The following is a 20,382-nucleotide window of genomic DNA, read 5'->3' as shown; positions in this document are numbered from 1 at the left end:
AATCTGGGAGTCGGCAAAAATCCCGCCGACCCGTGCGCGGCCCTGTCGCGATACGCGGACACCGGGTCACATAAAACAAGGAGGGAGACAATGGCAACATCGCAAGCGGCGCCCGCGCGGTGGGTCGACGGCAAGCGTTATTGGTGGCTGCTCGGCGCGCTCACGATCACCTTGCCGCTGCACGCCGCGAATCTGGCGCTGCACACCGGCTGGCATATCTTCTGGTGGTTCGGGCCGATTTTCGTGTTCGGCATCATTCCGGTACTCGACTATCTGATCGGCGACGACTCCGGCAATCCGCCGGAAGACATCGTCCCCACACTCGAAAAAGAGCGCTATTACCGCCGCGTCGTTTATCTCGCCACGTTCATCGAGTACGTGTCGTTTTTCGGCGCGTTATGGATCGTGGGCACGCATGCGCTCGCATGGTATGACTACCTCGGCTTTGCGCTCTCGCTCGGTGCGGCAACCGGCGTGTCGATCAACACGGCGCACGAACTCGGTCACAAGACCGATCGCTTCGAGCGATGGCTCGCCAGAATCACGCTGGCACCGGTCGCTTATGGCCACTTCTTCGTCGAACACAATCGCGGGCACCATGTGCGTGTGGCGACACCGCCCGACCCGGCCAGCGCGCGCTACGGCGAATCGTTCTGGGCCTTTCTGCCGCGCACGGTTCTGGGCAGCATCGCATCCGCGTGGCGGCTCGAAAAACATCGCCTCGCGCGCCTCGGCAAGTCGCCGTGGACATGGCGCAACGAAGTCCTGCATTCATGGGCAATGACGGTCGTACTGTGGGGCGCGATGATTGCGCTATTCGGCAAAACGGTGATTCCGTTTCTGCTGATCCAGGCAGTGTACGGTGCGTCGCTGCTCGAAGTGGTCAACTATCTGGAGCACTACGGACTCGGCCGCAAGCAGCTCGCGAGCGGCCGTTACGAGCGTTGCCAGCCGCAGCATTCCTGGAACAGCAATCGTATCGTGACGAATCTGTTTCTGTATCAGTTGCAGCGTCACGCCGATCATCACGCGAATCCGACGCGCTCGTATCAGGCGCTGCGTCATTTCGACGGCGCGCCGCAATTGCCGTCGGGGTACGCCACGATGATCATGCTCGCGTACGTGCCGCCGCTGTGGTTCCGCGTGATGAATCCACGCGTCGTCGCGCATTATCGCGGCGACATGGCGCAGTCGAATATCCGCCCGGCCATTCGCGAGCGCGTCCTCGCGCGGTTTGCGGGCTAGCGCCAACGGTTCGGCGCTAGCAGAAAGCCGCCCGGCTTCGACCGGGCGGCTTTCTTTCCAACATTCCGGACTCCGTATGGCATCAACGCCGGTCGATCGAATATTTCCCGGCGCCGGTCACGCACAACAGCAGCAATCCGCCGATGATGCTGATGTTCTTATAGAAGTGAATCATATTGTCGTACTGCATCGCGCCGGTCATGTTCCAGTAATGGTGGCCGATGATCGCCGTACCGAACGTATAGACCGCCAGCAGCAACGCAAGCGGCCGGGTATAAAAACCGACCAGCAACGCAATGCCAACCGCGAATTCCATCACAACGGCGATCACCGCCGACAACTCGGGCACCGGCGCGCCGCTCGAAGTCATATAAGCGACAGTGCCGGAAAAGCCGGTCAGCTTCGACCAGCCGAACATGATGAACAGCACCATCAACAGAATGCGGGCAGCGAGGATGACCGCGTCTTTCTGATTGTCCAGCAGCGTATAGCGCATGATTTTCTCTCATAGGATAGGAAGAGAGCGGTCCGCCGGAATTGACCGGCGAGTCCCGCCCGGGTTCTGGACCGCCGGCCTTCAGATGGTCAGGCCACTCGGGTCACTTGATTTACCTGATTCACTCAGGCCGCTCAGGCCCACAACTCCGACATCTCGATGTCGCGCAGGTCGAACACCAACACTTCTGCGTCGTGACCTTGCGTGAAGCTCAGCGCTTCTTCACCGCGTACACGTGCACCGTCGCCTTCGTTGAACTGGACGCCGTTCACGCTCACGCTGCCGCGTGCCACGTGTACATAAGCATAGCGATTGCTGGCCAGTTCGAGCCGCGCTGTCTCGTCGCCGTTGAACAGGCCAGCATAGACGCGCGCGTCCTGTTGCAGCACGAGCGAATCGTTCGCGCCGTCCGGCGAGAGCACGAGGCGCAACACGCCGCGCTTCTGCTCCGCGCCGAAGTGGCGCTGCTGATAACGCGGCGCCGTACCCTTTTGCCCCGGCGCGATCCAGATTTGCAGGAAGTGCACCGGTTCGCTCTTCGAATGGTTGTATTCGCTGTGCGCGACGCCGGTTCCCGCGCTCATCAACTGGATGTCGCCGGGCACGATCACCGAGCCCGTGCCCATCGTGTCCTTGTGTTCCAGCGCGCCTTCCAGCACGTACGAAAAGATTTCCATGTCGCGGTGCGGGTGCTTGCCGAAACCCTGGGCCGGCGCGACACGGTCGTCGTTGATGACGAGCAGGTCGGAAAAGCCGTTCTGCTTCGGGTCGTGATAGTTCGCGAAGGAAAACGTATGACGCGAACTGAGCCAGCCGTGCTCCGCGCGGCCGCGTTGATTGGCGAGTCTGATTTCAAGCATCGTGTTTCTCCTTGGGTTGTGCGATCCGGCCAGATGTTTGTCCGCGATCCATGAACGAAAGTGTAGGTCAATCCGGATGGTTATAATCGCTCCATAAACGGAAACACTGTCAATGTGGAGTGGACAATACAATGCAACTCGACGACATGCGGATTTTCGTCGCCACGGTCGACGCGCGTAACTTCACGGCGGCGGCCAACCGGCTGTCGCTGTCCAAGCAGTTCGTCAGCCGGCGGGTCATGGCGCTGGAAGAGACGCTCGGCGTGCAATTGCTGATCCGCAACACGCGCAAGCTGGCGGTGACCGACCTCGGGCAGGAGTTTTACGAGCGCGCCAAACGCATTCTCGGCGAGGTCGAAGACGCCGAGCAGGCCATGTCTCTGCGGCGCGCCGGGCCGCGCGGGTTGTTACGCGTGAGTGCGCCGATGTCGTTCGGCATGGCGCATCTGTCGCCGCTCGTGGCGATGTTCCTGCGCGAGCACGGCGACGTGCGCTTCGAGATGGAATTGAGCGACCGCACCGTGGACGTGGTGGGCGAGGGCTTCGACATGGCGATCCGGATCGGCGCGTTGCCCGATTCCACGCTGATCGCGCAGAAGCTGGTGGACATCAGGGTGGTGGCATGCTGCAGCCCGGGCTACGTGCGGCGCCGTGGCGCGCCCGCGGTGCCGGCGGATCTGGAGCGGCATGCGTGTCTGCTGTATGGTCATGGCGGGGCGGTAAGCTGGGACTTCGTGGTCGACGGCGTGACGAAGGGTGTCGATGTACACGGTCCGTTGCGCGCGAACAATGGCGAGCTGGTGCGCGATGCGGCCGTTGCGGGTTTGGGGATTGTTCGGCTTCCTGATTTTATCGTCGCGGACGCGCTCAGAAGCGGTCAGCTCGTGCCGGTGCTCGAAGACTTCCTGCCCACTGTCACGAGCGTCTACGCGGTTTATCCGCAGCACAGGCAAAGCTCCCTCACGATCCGGGCATTCGTGGAATTCCTGAGGGAGCACTTGAGGAAGCGCATGAAGGCGTGAAGCCCTGTTTGCCGCGCGAGAGTTTTTCAGCGGGGCGGCGATACCACGATTGAAGCGGCGGCCGGCTTGACGGACGCCGGCCGCTGCCTTGTCATTCGTTGCTGCCGCCGGTGCGGCCATTTAGCCGTTGCGGAAAATGAAGCTGTAGCCGTTCAACGCCGGCACGCCGCCGAGGTGCGCATACAGCACGCGCGAACCTTCCGGAAATTCGCCGTTGCGCACCATCTCGATCATGCCGTGCATGGATTTGCCTTCGTAGACGGGATCGGTCAGCACGCCCTCCATGCGGGCGCACAAGCGGATTGCTTCCAGCGTGCCGTCATTCGGCAGGCCGTATTCCGGACCGGCGAAGCGCTCGTCGAGCACCACGTCTTCGCTCGTGATATCGCGGCCCAGGCCGACTTTTTCCGCCGTTTGCCGGGCGATTCGCGTGATCTGCTCGCGCGTCTGCGCGGGCTTTGCCGATGCGTCGATGCCGATCACGCGATCAGCGCGGCCGTCGGCGGCAAAACCCACCACCATGCCGGCTTGCGTGCTGCCGGTTACGGAACACACCACGACGTAGTCGAACTTGAAGCCCAATTCGGCTTCCTGCTGACGCACCTCTTCCGCGAAGCCGACGAAACCGAGGCCGCCGAGCGGATGGTCCGAGCAGCCGGCCGGAATCGCATACGGTTTGCCGCCGGCGGCGCGCACGCTTTCGAGCGCCTCCTCCCAGCTCTTGCGAAAGCCGATGTCGAAGCCGTCGGGCACGAGGCGCACATCGGCGCCGAGAATACGCGACATCTGGATGTTGCCGACCCGGTCGTAGACCGCGTCCGAGTAGTTGACCCAGTTCTCCTGTACCAGCACGCATTTCATGCCCAGATGCGCTGCCACGGCCGCCACCTGGCGCGTCTGGTTCGACTGGATGCCGCCGATCGACACGAGCGTGTCGCAACCCTGCGCAAGCACTTCAGGGATCAGATATTCGAGTTTGCGTGTCTTGTTGCCGCCGAAGGCAAGACCGCTGTTGCAGTCCTCGCGTTTCGCATACAGATGCACTTTGCCGCCGAGATGCTTGCTCAGACGCGCTAGCGGTTGGATCGGCGTCGGCCCGAAAGTCAGCGGGTAACGAGGAAATCGTTGCAGATTCATGGCAGCTCCGTGTTGATAAGTTTGACGCGATCAGTATCCCGTCGCGTTCAACAAATGGTAGGGAAGACAGCCGGAAATGTGCTTGTGAAAAAACCCGGTTTTTCTTACTTTAAGAAATCAACAGGTCACATCGAACTAATAAAAACTATCCAGATGACGCCATTGACGCAATAAAAATTCGTGAGATCTCCGGCGCGGTCGTTGCCGCTTCCACCGTCCGGCAACGCGCTCGCGGGATAGCCGCTGCGCGGCTGAGAGGCGGGCCATGCACAAGCGCGCCGCATTCCGCACGGCGCGCCGGTGCCCGAACGCATTCCGTCCTTGTCGCCGCCGTTCCGAATCCGCTCTCCAGCGACCAGGCCCGCATTTTGCAATGCTGCGTCCATCGGCAAATCTTTCGTATCGGTCTGCTTAGACAAATGTCTGCTTTACGGGCTGTCGATTGCGGGCGAGTGGTGCGGTTTGCCGGGAGTGCGTGTCGTTGGCTGAAAAAATTACGTGCCGCACGTAGCAACGCGGCGGACGCCCGGTGCTTTTATCCATTGCGGACCTTGGGCGAAAACATAACCTTCTTCGCGATACGCGAGATCGGAGATATCTGGTGTTTAACAGCCGTAGAAAGCGGGGCGGCCGGCTCCGCAATAAACAAACAGGCATCGCGGCAGTGTCTTTCGCCGCCGCGACTATCGGTGGTGTCGCCGTGCTACCGGCGCCGGTCTCGGCACAGACGCCTTCACCGCTCGGCGAATGGCAATATTCGGTGGGTATTCCGCTGCAGAAGATGTGGCAGCCGAATATCCCGGACTGGCAGGTGCGCCTCGGCCTCGCGACATCGTTCCAGCCGCGCTACGAAGGCTCCGACCGCTATCACCTGATGGCCGGCCCGAGCATCGACGTGCGCTACAAAGACCTGTTCTTCCTGTCGAGCGGCGAGGGTTTCGGCGTCAACTTCGCTCAAGGCCAGAACTGGCGCGCCAGTCTCGCGGCCGTCTACGACCTCGGGCGGCGCGGCCATGACGATCCGCAGGAACTGAACGGCCTCGGCAACATCAATCCGGCGCCGGGCATCAAACTGGCGGGTGAATACGTAGTATCGAAAGATTTCCCGCTGGTGCTGCGTGCCGACGTCAGGCGCTACTTCGGCGGCTCGAATGGCTGGACCGGCGACTTTGGCGCGTATATGCCGATGCCGGGCAGCACGAAGCAATTCTTCTGGTTCGCCGGTCCGAACGTAACGCTCGCCGATTCCACTTACATGAACAGCTGGTTCGGCGTGAATCAGAGTCAGGCGGCGCATTCGCAGTTTTCGCAGTACCACGCCAGTGCGGGCTTCAAGTCGGTCGGCTTTGGCATCAGCGCGGTGTGGCTGTTCAACAAGCACTGGTTCGCCACCGCGGACGGCGCATTCGAACAGTTGGTCGGCAGCGCGGGCAATAGTCCCGTCACGCACCGTAAAGCCAATGGCGTGGCCGATATTTCCATCAACTACCGCTTCTGATGCAGCGCTCCTGCGAGCGAGTGTCGTGGACAGCGGCGCGCAAATACGGCGCGCCGCATTGCCAGTCATCGGCGAACCCGGCGCACCCGGCGAACGGCAGGTGCGACCGGGCTCCTTGCGGGTACATGGTTTGCTGCTTTCATTCGGTGCGTTAGACCGGATTTCCCCCGCCGGCACGCCCCGAACGCAAGGAGCAGATTCTCATGGCAGGTAAAACGAATACACAGAAGCCCGCGGCGAAGAACGCGCAGGCGAGCGGTCCGCAGTCGGATCCGAAAGCGAAGGATCTCGAACAGTTTCGAGTCAGCCCAGAAGGTGAGGCGCTGAGAACCAATCAGGGCGTCAAGATCTCTGACAATCAGAACACGCTGCGCGCGGGCCCGCGCGGCCCTTCGCTGCTGGAAGATTTCATCATGCGTGAGAAGATCACGCACTTCGACCATGAGCGGATTCCCGAGCGCATCGTGCATGCGCGCGGCTCGGCGGCGCACGGCGTGTTTCAGGTGTACGAATCGATGCAGGAATACACCAAGGCTGCGTTTCTGCAGGACCCCGCCGTGCAGACGCCGGTGTATGTGCGCTTTTCCACGGTACAGGGTCCGCGCGGTTCCGCCGATACGGTGCGCGACGTGCGCGGCTTTGCAGTGAAGTTCTACACGCAGGAAGGCAATTACGATCTGGTCGGCAACAACATGCCGGTGTTCTTCATTCAGGACGCCATCAAATTTCCCGACTTCGTGCACGCGGTCAAACCGGAAGCGCCGAACGAAATGCCGACGGGCGGTTCCGCGCACGACACCTTCTGGGACTTCGTCTCGCTGGTGCCCGAGTCCGCGCATATGGTGCTGTGGACCATGTCGGACCGCGCGATCCCGCGCAGCCTGCGCACGATGGAGGGCTTCGGCATTCACACGTTCCGTTTCGTGAATGCGCAAGGCAAGGGACGCTTCGTCAAGTTTCACTGGCGCCCGGTGCTGGGCTCGTACTCGCTGCTGTGGGACGAAGCGCAGAAGCTGGCTGGCAAAGACCCGGATTTTCATCGGCGCGATCTATGGGAGTCGATCGAACGGGGGGACTTTCCCGAGTTCGAGCTCGGCGTGCAGATCATCGAGGAAGCGGACGAACACAAGTTCGACTTCGACCTGCTCGATCCGACCAAACTGATTCCGGAAGAACAGGTGCCGGTGAAGATCATCGGCAAGATGACGCTCAATCGCAATCCGGACAACTTCTTCGCCGAGACCGAGCAGGTCGCGTTTCATCCGGGCCATGTGGTGCCGGGTATCGACTTCTCCAACGATCCGCTTCTGCAAGGTCGTCTGTTCTCGTACACGGATACGCAGATCAGCCGCCTGGGCGGCCCGAACTTTCACGAGATTCCGATCAACCGGCCCGTGTGCCCGTTCAACAACAACCAGCGCGACGCCATGCACCGGCAGACCATCAACGTCGGCCAGGCCTCGTACGAGCCCAATTCGCTGAGCGGCGGCTGGCCGAAGGAAACTGATCCGGCGCCCTCCGACGGCGGCTTCGAGACCTATCAGGAGCGCGTGGAAGGCACCAAGATTCGCGTACGCAGCGAATCGTTCGCCGATCATTTCTCGCAGGCCGCGCTGTTTTACAACAGCATGTCCCCGCCGGAGAAAGACCATATTGCCGCGGCTTATCAGTTCGAACTCGGTAAGGTGACGAAGCCGGAAATTCGTGCGCGCGTCGTGAACGAGATTCTCGCCAACTTCGATGCGGGGCTCGCGGCACAGGTGGCTGAAGGGCTGGGTTTGCCGGCGCCGAAGAAAGGCACGGCGAAGCTGACCGGTCCCAAGGAATCGCCGGCGCTGAGCCTGCTCAACCGCGTGAAGCCGGGCATCAAGACCCGCAAGATCGCGCTGCTGGCCGCGCCCGGTTCCGATGGCGCCGCGATCAAAAAGCTGCAGCAGGCGCTGCAAGGCGAGGGCGCCACGCCGATGCTGATCGCCCCGACGCTTGCCGCGATCGACGGCATGGCGCCGGACGCCACGATTGCCGGCTTGCCGTCGATCATGTTCGACGCGGTGATCGTGGTGGGCGGTGATCAGGGCGCGAAGGCGCTGGCGCAATCGGGCGACGCACGGCATTTCGTGCTTGAGGCGTTCAAGCATCTGAAGGCGATCGCGGCAATCGGCGCGGGGCGTGACGTGCTCGCCGCCGCGCACTTGCCGCACAATGCCGACGGCGTCGCAACCGGCGACGACAAGCAGGCCGCTGAAGTGCTGAAGGCGTTCATCGAGGCAGCCGGGCAGCACCGCGTGTGGTCGCGCGCGCAGCAGGCTGAGACCGTGCCGGCGTAAGCGTCTGTCGAACCGGTTCGGAAGGAGCCTGGCCGGTGCAAACCCGCCAGGTTTTTTCCTGTTACGGAGCCACCCGCGTGAGATGGTTCGCGCGAGCGCCGGTGCGCTGCAACGGCGCAAGCCGATCACCGCCGGCCAGTGCCACGGCGCCCAGCCGTCAGGCGCATCCCATCGCTGACCGCTCGCCACTGGCGTGAGCCTGCGGCAGCCCCGCCCAGCAAGCCTGAAAGCGCATCCGGGCATCTCAGAATAAGACCCCATCCTGTATGATTACGCCCGTCGCACCGCGACAAAATGCATCACCCGAAACATCCGAAAAATATTCCGAATCGATCCGATTCGCCAAGCCGAAGACAGAAAAAATGACCGCATCGCAGGCCGTCGACCAGAATCGTTTTCGCAGCATCATTCGGCGCAACATCGCGTTGCCTCTGGGTGTCGGCCTCGTGACGATGGCTGTCTTCGTCGGACTGATTGCTTATCTGGTCTCGACCATGAACTGGGCCGAGCACTCCGAGCGCGTGATCGGCCAGGCCAATGAAATGCTGCGTCTCGCGGTCGATCGCGAATCCTCGATGCGAGGCTTCCTGATCACGGGCGACGAGAGTTTCCTCACGCCTTATGAAGAGGGCGGCCCGCGCTTCAAGACCCAGATCGAAGCCTTGCAGGAACTGGTCTCCGACAACCCGCCGCAAGTCGAAAAGCTCAAGCAGATCGAGGCGATCCAGCAGCGCTGGAGTGTCTACGCCGAGCAGATGATCGACGCGCGCCGGCGCAATCAGGACTTCGAAAGCGCCGTGGCGAGCGGTCGCGGCAAGATCGAATTCGACGAAACGCGCCGTGAATTCGGCGATTTTCTCGATGTCGAACTGCGCCTGCGCCAGGAACGCGCGGAGGCCACGCGCCGTGTCACCACCACGCTGGTGAGCGTGTTTCTGCTCTTCAGCCTGAGCGTGAGCGGACTGCTCGCGTGGATGGGGCGGCGTGAACTGATGAGCCTGTCGTCCACTTATGACAACGCGCTGCGGCAGCAGGCCGAACAGACCGAGATGTTGCAGGAGCAGGTGTGGCTTCGCTCGGGGCAACGCCTGCTTGCCGAAAAGGTGGTTGGTCAAGCCACCCCGCCGCTGGTGGGGCGCGCGATGCTCGACTTCCTCGCGCAGTATCTGGATGCCGCCGTGGCCGCGCTCTATGTGCGCGACAAACGGCATGGCACGCTGCGCCGCATCGCGACGTACGGTTTCAGCCGTGAGAGCGAACAGGCCACCGCGCGCAATTTCGAAGAAGGCGAGACGTTGATCGGCCAGGCAGCCGCCGCGCGCCGCACGCTGGTCCTGCGTGATGTGCCGGAAAATTACGTGCAGGTGGTGTCGGCGACCGGCAAGAGCGCGCCGAAGAACCTGCTCATCATGCCGATCGAAAACGACGGCGAGGTCAACGGCGTGGTCGAACTGGGCTTTGTGCGCGAACTGACGCCGCGCGATCAGGAGTTCATGGAACTGATCGCGAGCAGTATGGGCGATTTCGTCGAAGCAGCGCTATATCGCGAGCGGTTGCAGGATGCGCTGGCCGAAACGCAGCAATTGAACGAAGAGTTGCAGGTTCAGCAGGAAGAGTTGCGCGTGTCCAATGAAGGACTCGAAGAGCGCGGCCGCGCGCTGATGGAATCGCAAACGCGGCTGGAGGCGCAACAGGCCGAACTCGAACAGACCAACGTGCAACTGGAAGAGTACGCGCAGCGTCTCGAACGGCAGAAGTCCGATCTGCTGCGCGCGCAGGACGACCTCGCGGCCAACGCGGCGCGCCTCGAACAGTCGAGCCGCTACAAGTCCGAATTCCTCGCCAACATGTCGCACGAACTGCGCACGCCGCTGAACAGTTCGCTGATTCTCGCCAAGCTGCTGCAGCAGAACCGCGCCGGCAACCTGACTGAAGAGCAGGTGCGCTACGCGGAGACGATTCACGCCTCCAACAGCGACCTGCTGGTGCTGATCAACGACATTCTCGATCTGTCGAAAGTCGAAGCCGGCCAGGTGACGGTCGAGCTCGAAACGGTGTCGATCGACGCGACCTTGCAGGCGCTCGAGGAAATGTTCAAGCCGATGGCGGCCGCGCGGCAATTGCGGCTCGCCTTCGAGCGCTTGCCGGGCACGCCGGATACGTTCATCAGCGACGGCCAGCGCGTCACGCAGATTCTGCGTAACCTGCTCTCGAACGCGGTGAAATTCACCGAGCACGGCGAGGTGGCGCTCTCGGTTGCACCGGCCGAAGGCGGCATGCTGCGTATCGACGTGCGCGACTCGGGCATCGGCATCGCGCCCGACAAGCTGGATATGATCTTCGAAGCGTTCCAGCAGGCGGATGGTTCGACCAGTCGTCAATACGGCGGCAGCGGTCTGGGTCTGTCGATTTCGCGCGAGTTTTCGCGTTTGCTGGGCGGCCGGATCACCGTGGCGAGCGAAGTCGGCAAGGGCAGCGTGTTTACGCTGTGGCTGCCGCTCGACGCCGAAGCGGCCTTGAGCGCGAGCGAAGGCGCGGCCGCGCCGACGCCGCCGTCCGCACCGGTGCCGGCGCAGGCAAGTGCGCGCGGCGCGGCGGGATCGATGGCGGAACCGCTGCTGACGCGTCCGTCTTCGAGCGGCGGCGCGGCCACGGTGATTACGCCTGCCAACGGACTGACGAGCGGACCGACCAGCGGCCTCACCACGGGCAACGCGTCCGAAACCCCGATTGGCCCGATTGCCGACGACCGTGACAACCGCACACGTGCCGGCCGTCTGATCGTGGCCGTGGAAGACGATGTGGCCTTCGCCGAAATCCTGCGCGATCTGACGCATGAACTGGACTTCGATTTCGTTCACGCCAGCGACGCCGCGAGTGGTCTCGCGCTGGTGCGCGACATGCGCCCGGCGGCGGTGCTGCTGGACGTCGGCTTGCCGGACCGTTCCGGCCTGACCGTGCTGGAGTGGCTGAAGAACGATCCGCTCACGCGGCATATTCCGATTCATATCGTTTCGGCCACCGATCACGCCGACAAGGCGCTGCACCTCGGCGCGATCGGCTATACGCTCAAGCCGACCGCGCGCAGCACGATGGAAGCCGCGATCCGCCGCCTCGAAGCGCGTTTGCAACAGCGCCTCAAACGCGTGCTGGTGATCGAGGACGACACGCCGATGCGCGAAAGCATCCGCGCGCTGCTGCAAAGCGAGAATACGGAAATCGTTGCGGTCGCAACCTTGGCCGAAGCGCTGGACTATCTGGCGAAGGTCACGTTCGATTGCGTGGTCACCGATCTCGCGCTGCCCGACGGCACCGGCTACGATCTGCTGGAGCGGCTCGCGGCGAATACCGCGCATGTCTCGCTGCCGGTGATCGTCTACACCGGCCGCATGCTCTCCGACGAGGAAGAACACCGCCTGCGCCGCTATTCGAAGTCGATCATCATCAAGGGCGCGAAGTCGCCCGAGCGTCTGCTCGACGAAGTCACGCTGTTCCTGCACAGCGTCGAGTCCTCGCTCGCGCCCGAGCAGCAGCGCATGCTGCGCACCGTGCGTCAGCGCGACAATGCCTTCGAGGGCCGCACGATCCTGCTGGCCGAAGACGACGTGCGCAATATTTTTGCGCTCTCGCACGTGCTGGAGCCGCTCGGTGCGAAACTGCAGATTGCGCGCAACGGCCGCGAAGCGCTCGACGCGCTGGAAAACGGTCCCGAAGTGCATCTGATCCTGATGGATATCATGATGCCGGAAATGGACGGCCTGACCGCAATGGGCGAGATTCGCCGCAATCCGCGTTTTGCGCATCTGCCGATCATCGCGCTGACCGCCAAGGCAATGGCGAACGACCGCACCCGCTGCCTCGAAGCCGGCGCGGACGATTACGTCTCCAAGCCGATCGACGTGGACAAGCTGGTCGCGCTGTGCCGCGTGTGGTTGCGGCAACGCTAGAGGGGAACGGGAACACGTGAGCGGGTACGAATGAGCGAGTACGAATGAGCCAGTCTGATTCTGACGCGCCGCAGCGCATCAGCGATTTCGACATCGAGTTGAAACTGCTGCTGGAGGCGATTTATCTCAAGTATCAGCACGACTTCCGCCACTATGCGATGTCGTCGCTGCGCCGCCGCCTGTCGCAAGCGCTCGACGAGTTCGGGCTCAAGACGCTGTCGCAGTTGCAGGACCGCATCATGCGCCACGGCGACGAGTTCTCGCGGCTGTTCCAGTACCTCACGGTGCAGGTGAGCGACATGTTTCGCGACCCGGCGTATTTCCTTGCGCTGCGCGAACATGTGCTGCCGCGTCTGCGCACCTATCCGTCGATCAAGGTGTGGGTGGCGGGATGCAGCACGGGCGAGGAACTCTGGTCGCTGAAAATCCTTTTCGACGAGGAGGGGCTGACCGAGCGCACGCTGTTCTACGCGACGGACATCAGTCCGGACGCGCTGGCGCGGGCCGAGTCCGGCATCTACGCGCTCGAACGGATTCAGGGCTTCACGCAGAACTATCTGGCCTCGGGCGGCAAGCGTTCGCTGTCCGACTACTATCACGCCGCATACGGCGGCGCACGCTTTGCAGGCTCGCTGAAAGGGCGTGTAGTGTTCGCCGACCACAGCCTCTCCACCGACGAAGTCTTTCTAGAAGCCCATCTGGTATCGTGCCGCAACGTGCTGATCTATTTCGATCGCGGTTTGCAGGATCGCGCGCTGGGTCTGTTTGAAAACGCCCTCGTGCGGCGCGGTTTTCTGGGTTTGGGCAGCAAGGAAAGCTTGCGTTTTTCCCGTCATTACGAAGCGTTCGACGAATTCCGCCCAGGCGAACGCATTTATCAGAAGCGCTAGCACGTCGATCATGCCACGCTCAACTCCCCAGCCGGCCGCCGATCCTCAACCGCGCGCAAAAGCGGCGCGCGGCTACGAGCTCGTCGTGATCGGCGGTTCGGCGGGCGGCATAGAAGTGCTGAACGTGCTGCTCGGCGCGCTGCCCGCGGGCTTTGCGCCGGCCGTGATGATCGTCACACACCTGCCGCCCGATTCGCCGAGCTACCTGGTGGACGCGTTCGCGCACCGCTGCGCGTTGCCGGTGATCGAGCCCGACGCGGGCGAGCGCATCATGCCGGGCCGCGTGCACATTGCGCCGCCGGGGTATCACATGCTGGTGGAGGTGGATCGCACCGTCGCGCTGTCCACTGGTGCCGCCGTGCGCTTTTCGCGGCCCTCGATCGACGTGCTGTTCGACTCGGCGGCCGCCGTGTATGGCGAGCGCCTGCTGGCGATCCTGCTGTCCGGCGCCAACGACGACGGCGTGCAAGGCTTGAAGCGGGTGCGCGCGCTGGGTGGCACCACCTGGGTGCAGGCGCCAGACACCGCCGGTTCCCCCGAAATGCCGCGTTCCGCGATCGAGCGCGGGGCCGCGGATTTTATTTACACTCCCGAAACCTTGGCCCGGCGGCTTGCCGCATTGCCGGCCTCTTTCTGATCCGATGCCATGACGAATTCACCCGTGAACATTCTGATCGTCGACGACATCGTCCACAACATCACGGCGCTCGAGGCCTTGCTGGCGCGGCCGGATCTTGCCGTGCTGGTGGCCGATTCGGGCACCGCGGCGCTCGACCTGCTGCTCAAGCACGAAGTCGCGCTGGCGATTCTCGACGTCAACATGCCGGGCATGAACGGCTTCGAACTGGCCGCGTTGATGCGTGGCAGCCCGCGCACCTCGCACGTGCCGATCATTTTTCTGACCGCGACCGCGCAGGACGCGTCGCGCACGTTTCGCGGCTACGAGGCCGGCGCGGTCGACTTCCTGTACAAGCCGTTCGATCCGCGCATCCTGCAATCCAAGGTGGATGTGTTCGTGCAGCTCGAACAGCAGAAGCGCCAGCTCGCGGCGCAGCTCGTCACCACGCGGCAGATGCTGGAAGCCAACGAGATGCTGATGGCGGTGCTGAGTCATGATCTGCGCACGCCGCTGGGCGCCGTGCTGGCGTCGGCGGAATACCTGATGCGTACGGCGGCCGACGAACAATCGGTCACCGTGGCCGCACGCGTGAAGAACAGTTCGCTGCGCATGGCGCGCATGGTCGATCAGTTGCTCAATCTCGCCCGCTTGCAGGGCGGCCGCCTGCCGTTGCAGCCGCGCTCGATCGAGTTGGCCACGCTGTGCCGTTCGGTGATCGACGAATTTGCGTCGCGGGAGAACGGCAAGCAGATCGTGTTCGCGAGCCGCGGCAATACCACGGGCGCGTGGGACACGGATCTCGTCTGGCAAGCCGTGTCGAACCTGGTGAGCAATGCGCTGCATCATGGCGCACCGGGCGGCGATATCGGCGTCGAAGTGGATGGCGAAGCGGTGGATTCAGTGCGCCTGAAGGTCGCCAATCGCGGGACCATTCCACCGGAGGTGTTTCCGCATCTGTTCAAGGCCTTTGGGCCCAATAACAGCGGCGCCCGCTCGCGTGAAGGGCTGGGGCTCGGCCTGCATATCGTGCAGGAGATCGCGCGCATGCATGGCGGCAGCGTCGGCGTGCATTCCGAGGAAGCCACGGGCACGGTCTTTACGATCGAGCTGCCGAGAATGGTGACGTTTCAGCGCGGGTCGTTTACTCGGAAGTGAGCGCGCCTGTCCTGGGCGCCTGTCTGACGCGCCTAACTGACGCGTTATGCGACGCGCTGAACCGGCGGCAAAAAACCGGCCCCGCGTTCCGCTGTGCTACGCTTGCCCGAACTCACCCCAAGCACGGCGAACCGATTCCCATCATGCGTTCCTGGCGCATTTCTCCACCGCACCGCGGCGAACAGATCAGCACCTTGCGTGCGGCCGAACTCGTCATGTCGATCTCGCATGCGGATGCCGACGCGCTTGCCGCAAGCATGCTGAAAACGGTCGGTGACACGCTGCCGGTTTCGCAATGCACCATCTTCGCCTATGAGTTCGACGCGAGGCCGCGCACGGTTTCCGCCGCCGATCATCGCGGCGGCCGTTTTCTGCGCGACGTCGCCGATCGCTATGCCACGCATTTCTATGCGCTCGACGGCAACCGCGCGATTATCGGCCGCTCGCACGAAAGGCCGGCTCGCGACGCGTTGGTGCTGCACCAGCAGCAAAGCGACGAGATCGAAAACGAAGCCTATCGCGCGGCCTGCTACGCGCAGCCGAACGTGTCCGACCGGTTGTCGCTGCTCGTGCAGCCCGTGGATAGCGTCTGGCTGTCGATCAATCTGTATCGCGACCGCGCCTATGGGGTGTTTCAGCCCGGCGAACTGGAGCGCGTGGAAAGCCTCGCGCACCTGTTCGCGCACGCGGCCAGGGGGCATTACGCGCTCAACGGACAGCATCAGCAAGGTTCGGCCGCCGCGATGCTGGCGCGCGTCAGACGCGCTTGCCCGGCCCTCACGCCGCGCGAACTCGACGTGCTGCGCGGCACGCTGGAAGGCGCGAGCGCCGCTGAGATCGCGCAGCGTATGGGCGTCAAGCCTGCCAGCGTAGTCACCTATCAGAAGCGTGCTTACGCGCGCCTTGGGATATCGAGCCAGCGCCAGTTGTTCGCGTTGTGCATGGCGCCCGAGCGGACCTGAGCCGCCCGTCAGGCACGCCTTGACCGCGCCTCGGCCTGCGTCTCGCGATCCCAGCGTTTCAGCCACGGCATGATGAAATCCGCGAAACCGTCGGCGGGCGGCGACAGCGCGCGCTCGGTGGAGCGATACAAGCACACTTCGCGGATCGTTTCGGGGTCGACAATACGCTTCATGACCAGCCCGAAGCTGCGCGCCAATGGCGCCACGTAAGCGGGCGCGAGCGTGACGGCGAGGCCCTGCGCGGCGAGGCCGAACGCCGTGGTCACGTTGTCCACCACGTCCACCGGAATGATGCGTGCCTCCACCGGCAGGTTGGCCAGCATTTGCCCGACTGCGCGCTCGTGGTCGCGCCCGGTGGCGATGATCGGCACGCCGCGCAAGTGCGGCCATTGCACACGGCGCCGCGCGCTCAACGGATGGCCCGGCGCGCACCACATCACCCAGGGGCTCGCGAATGCCGGGTCGCAACGCACGCGCGTGCCGCTCTGGCGGTCGGGGCCGATGGCGAGGTCCACGTCGCCGCTTTCCACGCGCTCCACCAGTTGCTCGACCACGGTGTCGCAAATGCGGACCACGACCTTGGGCTTGTCGCGCGCATAGTCGGCGATGGCCGCGGGCAGCGCGGTCGCCGCCAGCACCAGCGGCGCGCCGATCCGTACGATGCCGGCGGCGCGGTTGCGGATGTCGTCGGCGGATTGCGCGGCGGCGCGCACGTGGCGCAACACCGATTCCGCCGACGACAGAAAATCCTGGCCCGCGCTCGACAGGTTCACGCGGCGCGTGGTCCGGTCGAACAGGCGAAAGCCGAGTTCCGTTTCGAGGTCGCCCAGCAACTGGCTGACCGCCGACGAAGTCAGCCCGAGCCGTTCCGCCGCCGCGCCGATGCTATGCAAATCGACGATGGCGAGAAACGCTTCGAACTGACGGATGGTAACGCGTGTGAGTGGCATCAGGCGATTCTAAAGAAAAACTTACGAATCGTGAAAAATCGATTGATTGTGCGCCGTAAGCCATTCGGGGAGACTTGTCCCAATCGACGCGCCCGGCCAAACCCGCTTAGACTTCCGTCTCGCCCTGTCGCGAGCAGGCCGGCGCGTCAGCCGGAACACGCGGGGCCACCGTTGCACAACACCAGCGCCAACCGGGGCCGAAGCGAAGCCGCCGCGACGCCGTATTCAAGGATTGACCATGTTCGACCACATTCCCGCTTATCCAGGCGACCCGATTCTGGGCCTGAACGAAGACTTTCAACTCGACCCGCGCACCAACAAGGTCAATCTGAGCATCGGCATCTATTTCGACGACGCCGGCAAGCTGCCGGTCATGAACGCGGTGCGCCGGGCCGAAACCGCGCTGCTCGATTCGATCGGCCCGCGCTCCTATCTGCCGATGGCCGGCCTGCCGCTCTATCGCGATGCGGCGCAGGCGCTCGTATTCGGCGCGGACAGCGAGGCGCGCAAGGCGGGCCGGATCGCGACGTTGCAAACCATCGGCGGATCGGGCGCACTCAAGGTCGGCGCCGATTTCCTGAAGCGCTATTTCCCGGGCTCGCAGGTCTGGATCAGCGACCCGAGCTGGGAAAACCACCGCGTCGTATTCGAAGGCGCGGGGCTCACGGTCAACACCTATCCATATTACGACGCCCAGACCGGCGGCCTGCGTTTCGCCGAGATGCTCGACGCCATTGGCCGCCTGCCGGAACAGAGCGTGGTGCTGCTGCACGCGTGCTGCCACAACCCGACCGGCGTCGATCTGAGCCCTGCGCAATGGGCCGGACTGGTGCCGGTATTGCAGCGCCGCAAGCTGATCGCGTTCGTCGATATGGCTTACCAGGGTTTTGGCGCGGGTCTGGAAGAGGACGCCGCCTGCGTGCGCCTGCTGGCCGACGCGGGCATTCCATTGATCGCCGCGAATTCGTTCTCGAAGAATTTTTCGCTGTACGGCGAGCGTGTCGGCGCATTGAGCGTCGTTTGCAAAAGCGCGGAAGAGGCCGGGCGCGTGCTCGGTCAATTGATGTCGACGGTGCGCGCGAACTACAGCAATCCGCCCACGCACGGCGCGCGGCTCGTCGCCAACGTGCTGGCGGATGCGTCGCTGCGCGCTTCATGGGAAGCGGAACTCGCCACCATGCGCGAACGCATTCTCGCCATGCGCGGCACGATCCACGCCGGACTCGCCGGCCGTGTGGACGAAGTGATGCGCGCACGCTACGTCGCGCAGCGCGGCATGTTCACCTACACCGGCCTGAGCGAAAGCCAGGTGGAGCGGCTGCGCAGCGAACACGCGGTGTACGTGCTGCGCTCCGGGCGCATGTGCGTGGCCGGGCTGAACGCGCGCAACGCGGAGTATGTGGCGGCCTCGATCGCGGCGGTGGTGTCGGGCGCCTGAGCACGTTTTTTTTGGATCGGCAGAACGATAACAGGAGACGCAAATGACCACCCTCGAAGTGCAGGCGCCGAGCGCGCCGAAGGCCCCCGCGATGCATCCGGACGAATGGCATGCGCGCATGCAGCTCGCCGCCTGCTATCGCATTTTCGACATGCTCGGCTGGACCGAGATGATCTATAACCACATCACGCTGCGCGTTCCCGCCAGCGTGAGCGGCGGCGAGCGGCACTTCCTGATCAATCCGTTCGGGCTGCACTATAGCGAGGTGACGGCGAGCAACCTCGTGAAGATCGATGCACGGGGACGCGTGCTCGATCACTCGCCGTATCCGGTGAACCCGGCGGGTTTCGTCGTGCATGCGGCGATTCACGAGGGCTTGCCGGACGCGCACTGCGTGATGCACACGCACACCACGGCGGGCGTCGCCGTGGCCTGTCTGGAAGACGGTTTGCAGCAGACCAACTTCTACAGCGCGCAATTGCACGACCGCATTGCGTATCACGACTTCGAGGGCATCACGGTGCACGCGGAAGAAGGTCCGCGCCTGCTCGCGCATATCGGCGACAAACAGGCGGTGATCCTGCGCAATCATGGCCTGCTTGCGTGGGGCCACACCTTGCCGCAAACTTTCGCGGTCCTGTGGACGCTCAACCGCGCCTGCGAAATCCAGATGGCGACGTTCGCGATGGGCCGCGCGCGGCCGGTGCCGGAAGACGTTGCGATCCGCTGCTCGCGCGACGCGCTGCAGTTCGATCCGCGTCACGGCGCGGGGCAGGACGTGTTCGACGCGCTGGTGCGGCGAGTGGACCGCATCGACGCCAGTTACAGGGATTGAAACGATGAAAGTAGCTATCTACGGCGCGGGCGCAATCGGCGGCTGGGTGGGGGTGAAGCTCGCGCAGGCCGGCCATGACGTGAGCGTGGTGGCGCGCGGCGAAACGCTCGCCGCGCTGCGCGAGCACGGCTTGCGTCTGATCGAAGGCGGCGTGACGCATGGCGTGAAGGTGAACGCGAGCGACAAACCCGCGGATCTCGGCGTGCAGGATCTCGTCGTGGTCGCCGTGAAGGGACCGGCAATGGCGTCCGTGGCCGCGCAGATCGCGCCGCTGCTGAACCCGCAGACCATCGTGCTGACCGCGATGAACGGCGTGCCCTGGTGGTTTTGCGACGGGCTCGGGCGGGACTTTGCCGGCAAGCGCCTGAAGTCGATCGATCCCGACGGCGCAATCGCCGCCGCGATTCCGACGGCGCAAACGGTGGGCTGCGTGGTGCACGCCAGTTGCCTCGTCGAAGCGCCGGGCGTGATCCGGCATCATCAGGGCAATGGGCTGATTATCGGCGAGGCGTCGGGGCAGTCGGGCGAGCGTGCCGCGGCGCTCACGGCCACGCTTGCGGCGGCCGGCTTCAATGCATCGACGTCGGCGCAGATTCAGCGCGACGTCTGGTACAAGCTGTGGGGCAACATGACGATGAATCCGATCAGCGCCATCACCGGCGCGACTACCGACCGGATTCTCAGCGACGAGCTGGCGCGCAACTTCGTGACGAGCATCATGCTGGAGGCCAAGGAGATCGGCGCGCGCTTTGGCATTCCGATCGAACAGGAACCGGCGGACCGCCACGCGGTCACGCTCAAGCTCGGCGCGATGAAAACCTCGATGCTGCAGGACGTGCAGGCGGGCAAGGCGGTCGAACTCGACGCGCTGGTGGGCGCGGTGCGTGAGCTGGGACAACTGACGGGCGTTGCCACGCCGTACACGGATGCGTTGCTCGGCCTCGCGCGGCTGCATGCGAGCACGCTGGGTTTGTATCCGAAGCAGTGATGCCTGTGTCTGA

The 20,382-nt window shown here is 63.7% G+C and carries 16 protein-coding genes and 1 pseudogene; 12 read left to right on the top strand and 5 right to left on the bottom strand.

The annotated features are described in order from the left end of the window. Positions 1–90: 90 nt before the first annotated feature. Complete coding sequence (locus tag BXE_RS30960) at positions 91–1,245, top strand: alkane 1-monooxygenase (protein ID WP_011492067.1); 1,155 nt, start codon at positions 91–93, stop codon at positions 1,243–1,245. Between the two features lie 82 nt (positions 1,246–1,327). Here BXE_RS30960 and BXE_RS30955 read toward each other — a convergent pair whose 3' ends face one another. Both BXE_RS30955 and BXE_RS30950 read right to left on the bottom strand, forming a co-directional pair. After that, on the bottom strand, positions 1,328–1,741 hold the full coding sequence (locus tag BXE_RS30955; protein ID WP_011492066.1) for a DoxX family protein: 414 nt from the start codon (positions 1,739–1,741) through the stop codon (positions 1,328–1,330). A gap of 134 nt (positions 1,742–1,875) precedes the next feature. Then, positions 1,876–2,601 carry a pirin family protein gene (locus BXE_RS30950; RefSeq protein WP_011492065.1) on the bottom strand — a complete coding sequence of 242 codons (726 nt, stop codon included), beginning with the start codon at positions 2,599–2,601 and terminating at the stop codon, positions 1,876–1,878. Positions 2,602–2,732: 131 nt separating this feature from the next. Between BXE_RS30950 and BXE_RS30945 the strand changes: the two genes are divergently transcribed. Further along, on the top strand, positions 2,733–3,623 hold the full coding sequence (locus BXE_RS30945) for a LysR family transcriptional regulator (protein WP_011492064.1): 891 nt from the start codon (positions 2,733–2,735) through the stop codon (positions 3,621–3,623). 120 nt (positions 3,624–3,743) lie between these two features. Here BXE_RS30945 and BXE_RS30940 read toward each other — a convergent pair whose 3' ends face one another. Beyond that, positions 3,744–4,760, bottom strand: coding sequence for a 1-aminocyclopropane-1-carboxylate deaminase (locus BXE_RS30940; RefSeq protein ID WP_011492063.1), 1,017 nt, complete (start codon positions 4,758–4,760; stop codon positions 3,744–3,746). Positions 4,761–5,361: 601 nt separating this feature from the next. On the opposite strand from BXE_RS30940, the gene BXE_RS30930 reads away from it, so the two are divergent. Continuing rightward, complete coding sequence (locus tag BXE_RS30930; RefSeq protein WP_011492061.1) at positions 5,362–6,258, top strand: MipA/OmpV family protein; 897 nt, start codon at positions 5,362–5,364, stop codon at positions 6,256–6,258. A gap of 203 nt (positions 6,259–6,461) precedes the next feature. Further along, positions 6,462–8,585: a catalase HPII gene (katE, locus tag BXE_RS30925; RefSeq protein ID WP_011492060.1), complete on the top strand. Its 2,124-nt coding sequence runs from the start codon at positions 6,462–6,464 to the stop codon at positions 8,583–8,585. 66 nt (positions 8,586–8,651) lie between these two features. On the opposite strand, the pseudogene BXE_RS46070 reads toward katE, so the two are convergent. Further along, positions 8,652–8,828 (bottom strand): annotated as a pseudogene (locus tag BXE_RS46070) (trehalase family glycosidase); the annotation flags it as partial. Positions 8,829–8,947: 119 nt separating this feature from the next. Here BXE_RS46070 and BXE_RS30920 point away from each other — a divergent pair. From BXE_RS30920 to BXE_RS30900, 5 genes are all read left to right on the top strand, one after another. Continuing rightward, positions 8,948–12,532: a response regulator gene (locus BXE_RS30920; protein WP_011492059.1), complete on the top strand. Its 3,585-nt coding sequence runs from the start codon at positions 8,948–8,950 to the stop codon at positions 12,530–12,532. 44 nt (positions 12,533–12,576) lie between these two features. Then, positions 12,577–13,422 carry a CheR family methyltransferase gene (locus tag BXE_RS30915; RefSeq protein WP_011492058.1) on the top strand — a complete coding sequence of 282 codons (846 nt, stop codon included), beginning with the start codon at positions 12,577–12,579 and terminating at the stop codon, positions 13,420–13,422. A gap of 10 nt (positions 13,423–13,432) precedes the next feature. Then, positions 13,433–14,059 carry a chemotaxis protein CheB gene (locus tag BXE_RS30910; protein ID WP_011492057.1) on the top strand — a complete coding sequence of 209 codons (627 nt, stop codon included), beginning with the start codon at positions 13,433–13,435 and terminating at the stop codon, positions 14,057–14,059. Between the two features lie 9 nt (positions 14,060–14,068). Next, complete coding sequence (locus BXE_RS30905; RefSeq protein ID WP_011492056.1) at positions 14,069–15,196, top strand: hybrid sensor histidine kinase/response regulator; 1,128 nt, start codon at positions 14,069–14,071, stop codon at positions 15,194–15,196. Between the two features lie 143 nt (positions 15,197–15,339). Further along, the gene (locus BXE_RS30900; RefSeq protein WP_011492055.1) at positions 15,340–16,158 is read left to right on the top strand and encodes a helix-turn-helix transcriptional regulator; all 819 of its coding nucleotides are present in this window, start codon (positions 15,340–15,342) and stop codon (positions 16,156–16,158) included. Between the two features lie 8 nt (positions 16,159–16,166). On the opposite strand, the gene BXE_RS30895 is transcribed toward BXE_RS30900, so the two are convergent. Then, positions 16,167–17,108 (bottom strand): LysR family transcriptional regulator, encoded by a 942-nt coding sequence (locus BXE_RS30895; protein WP_011492054.1) that lies wholly within the window; start codon positions 17,106–17,108, stop codon positions 16,167–16,169. Between the two features lie 238 nt (positions 17,109–17,346). Between BXE_RS30895 and BXE_RS30890 the strand changes: the two genes are divergently transcribed. Genes BXE_RS30890 through BXE_RS30880 form a run of 3 tightly spaced genes read left to right on the top strand, consistent with a single transcriptional unit; the run spans position 17,347 to position 20,369 of the window. Further along, positions 17,347–18,546, top strand: coding sequence for an aromatic amino acid transaminase (locus tag BXE_RS30890; RefSeq protein ID WP_011492053.1), 1,200 nt, complete (start codon positions 17,347–17,349; stop codon positions 18,544–18,546). 43 nt (positions 18,547–18,589) lie between these two features. After that, positions 18,590–19,381 (top strand): class II aldolase/adducin family protein, encoded by a 792-nt coding sequence (locus BXE_RS30885; RefSeq protein WP_011492052.1) that lies wholly within the window; start codon positions 18,590–18,592, stop codon positions 19,379–19,381. A gap of 4 nt (positions 19,382–19,385) precedes the next feature. Continuing rightward, positions 19,386–20,369, top strand: coding sequence for a 2-dehydropantoate 2-reductase (locus tag BXE_RS30880; RefSeq protein WP_011492051.1), 984 nt, complete (start codon positions 19,386–19,388; stop codon positions 20,367–20,369). The last annotated feature ends 13 nt before the right edge of the window (positions 20,370–20,382 follow it).

Source organism: Paraburkholderia xenovorans LB400 (assembly GCF_000013645.1).
GTDB lineage: Bacteria > Pseudomonadota > Gammaproteobacteria > Burkholderiales > Burkholderiaceae > Paraburkholderia > Paraburkholderia xenovorans.
The sequence above is the reverse complement of the archived record's forward strand: the minus strand, read 5'-3'. Positions and strand labels throughout refer to the sequence as shown.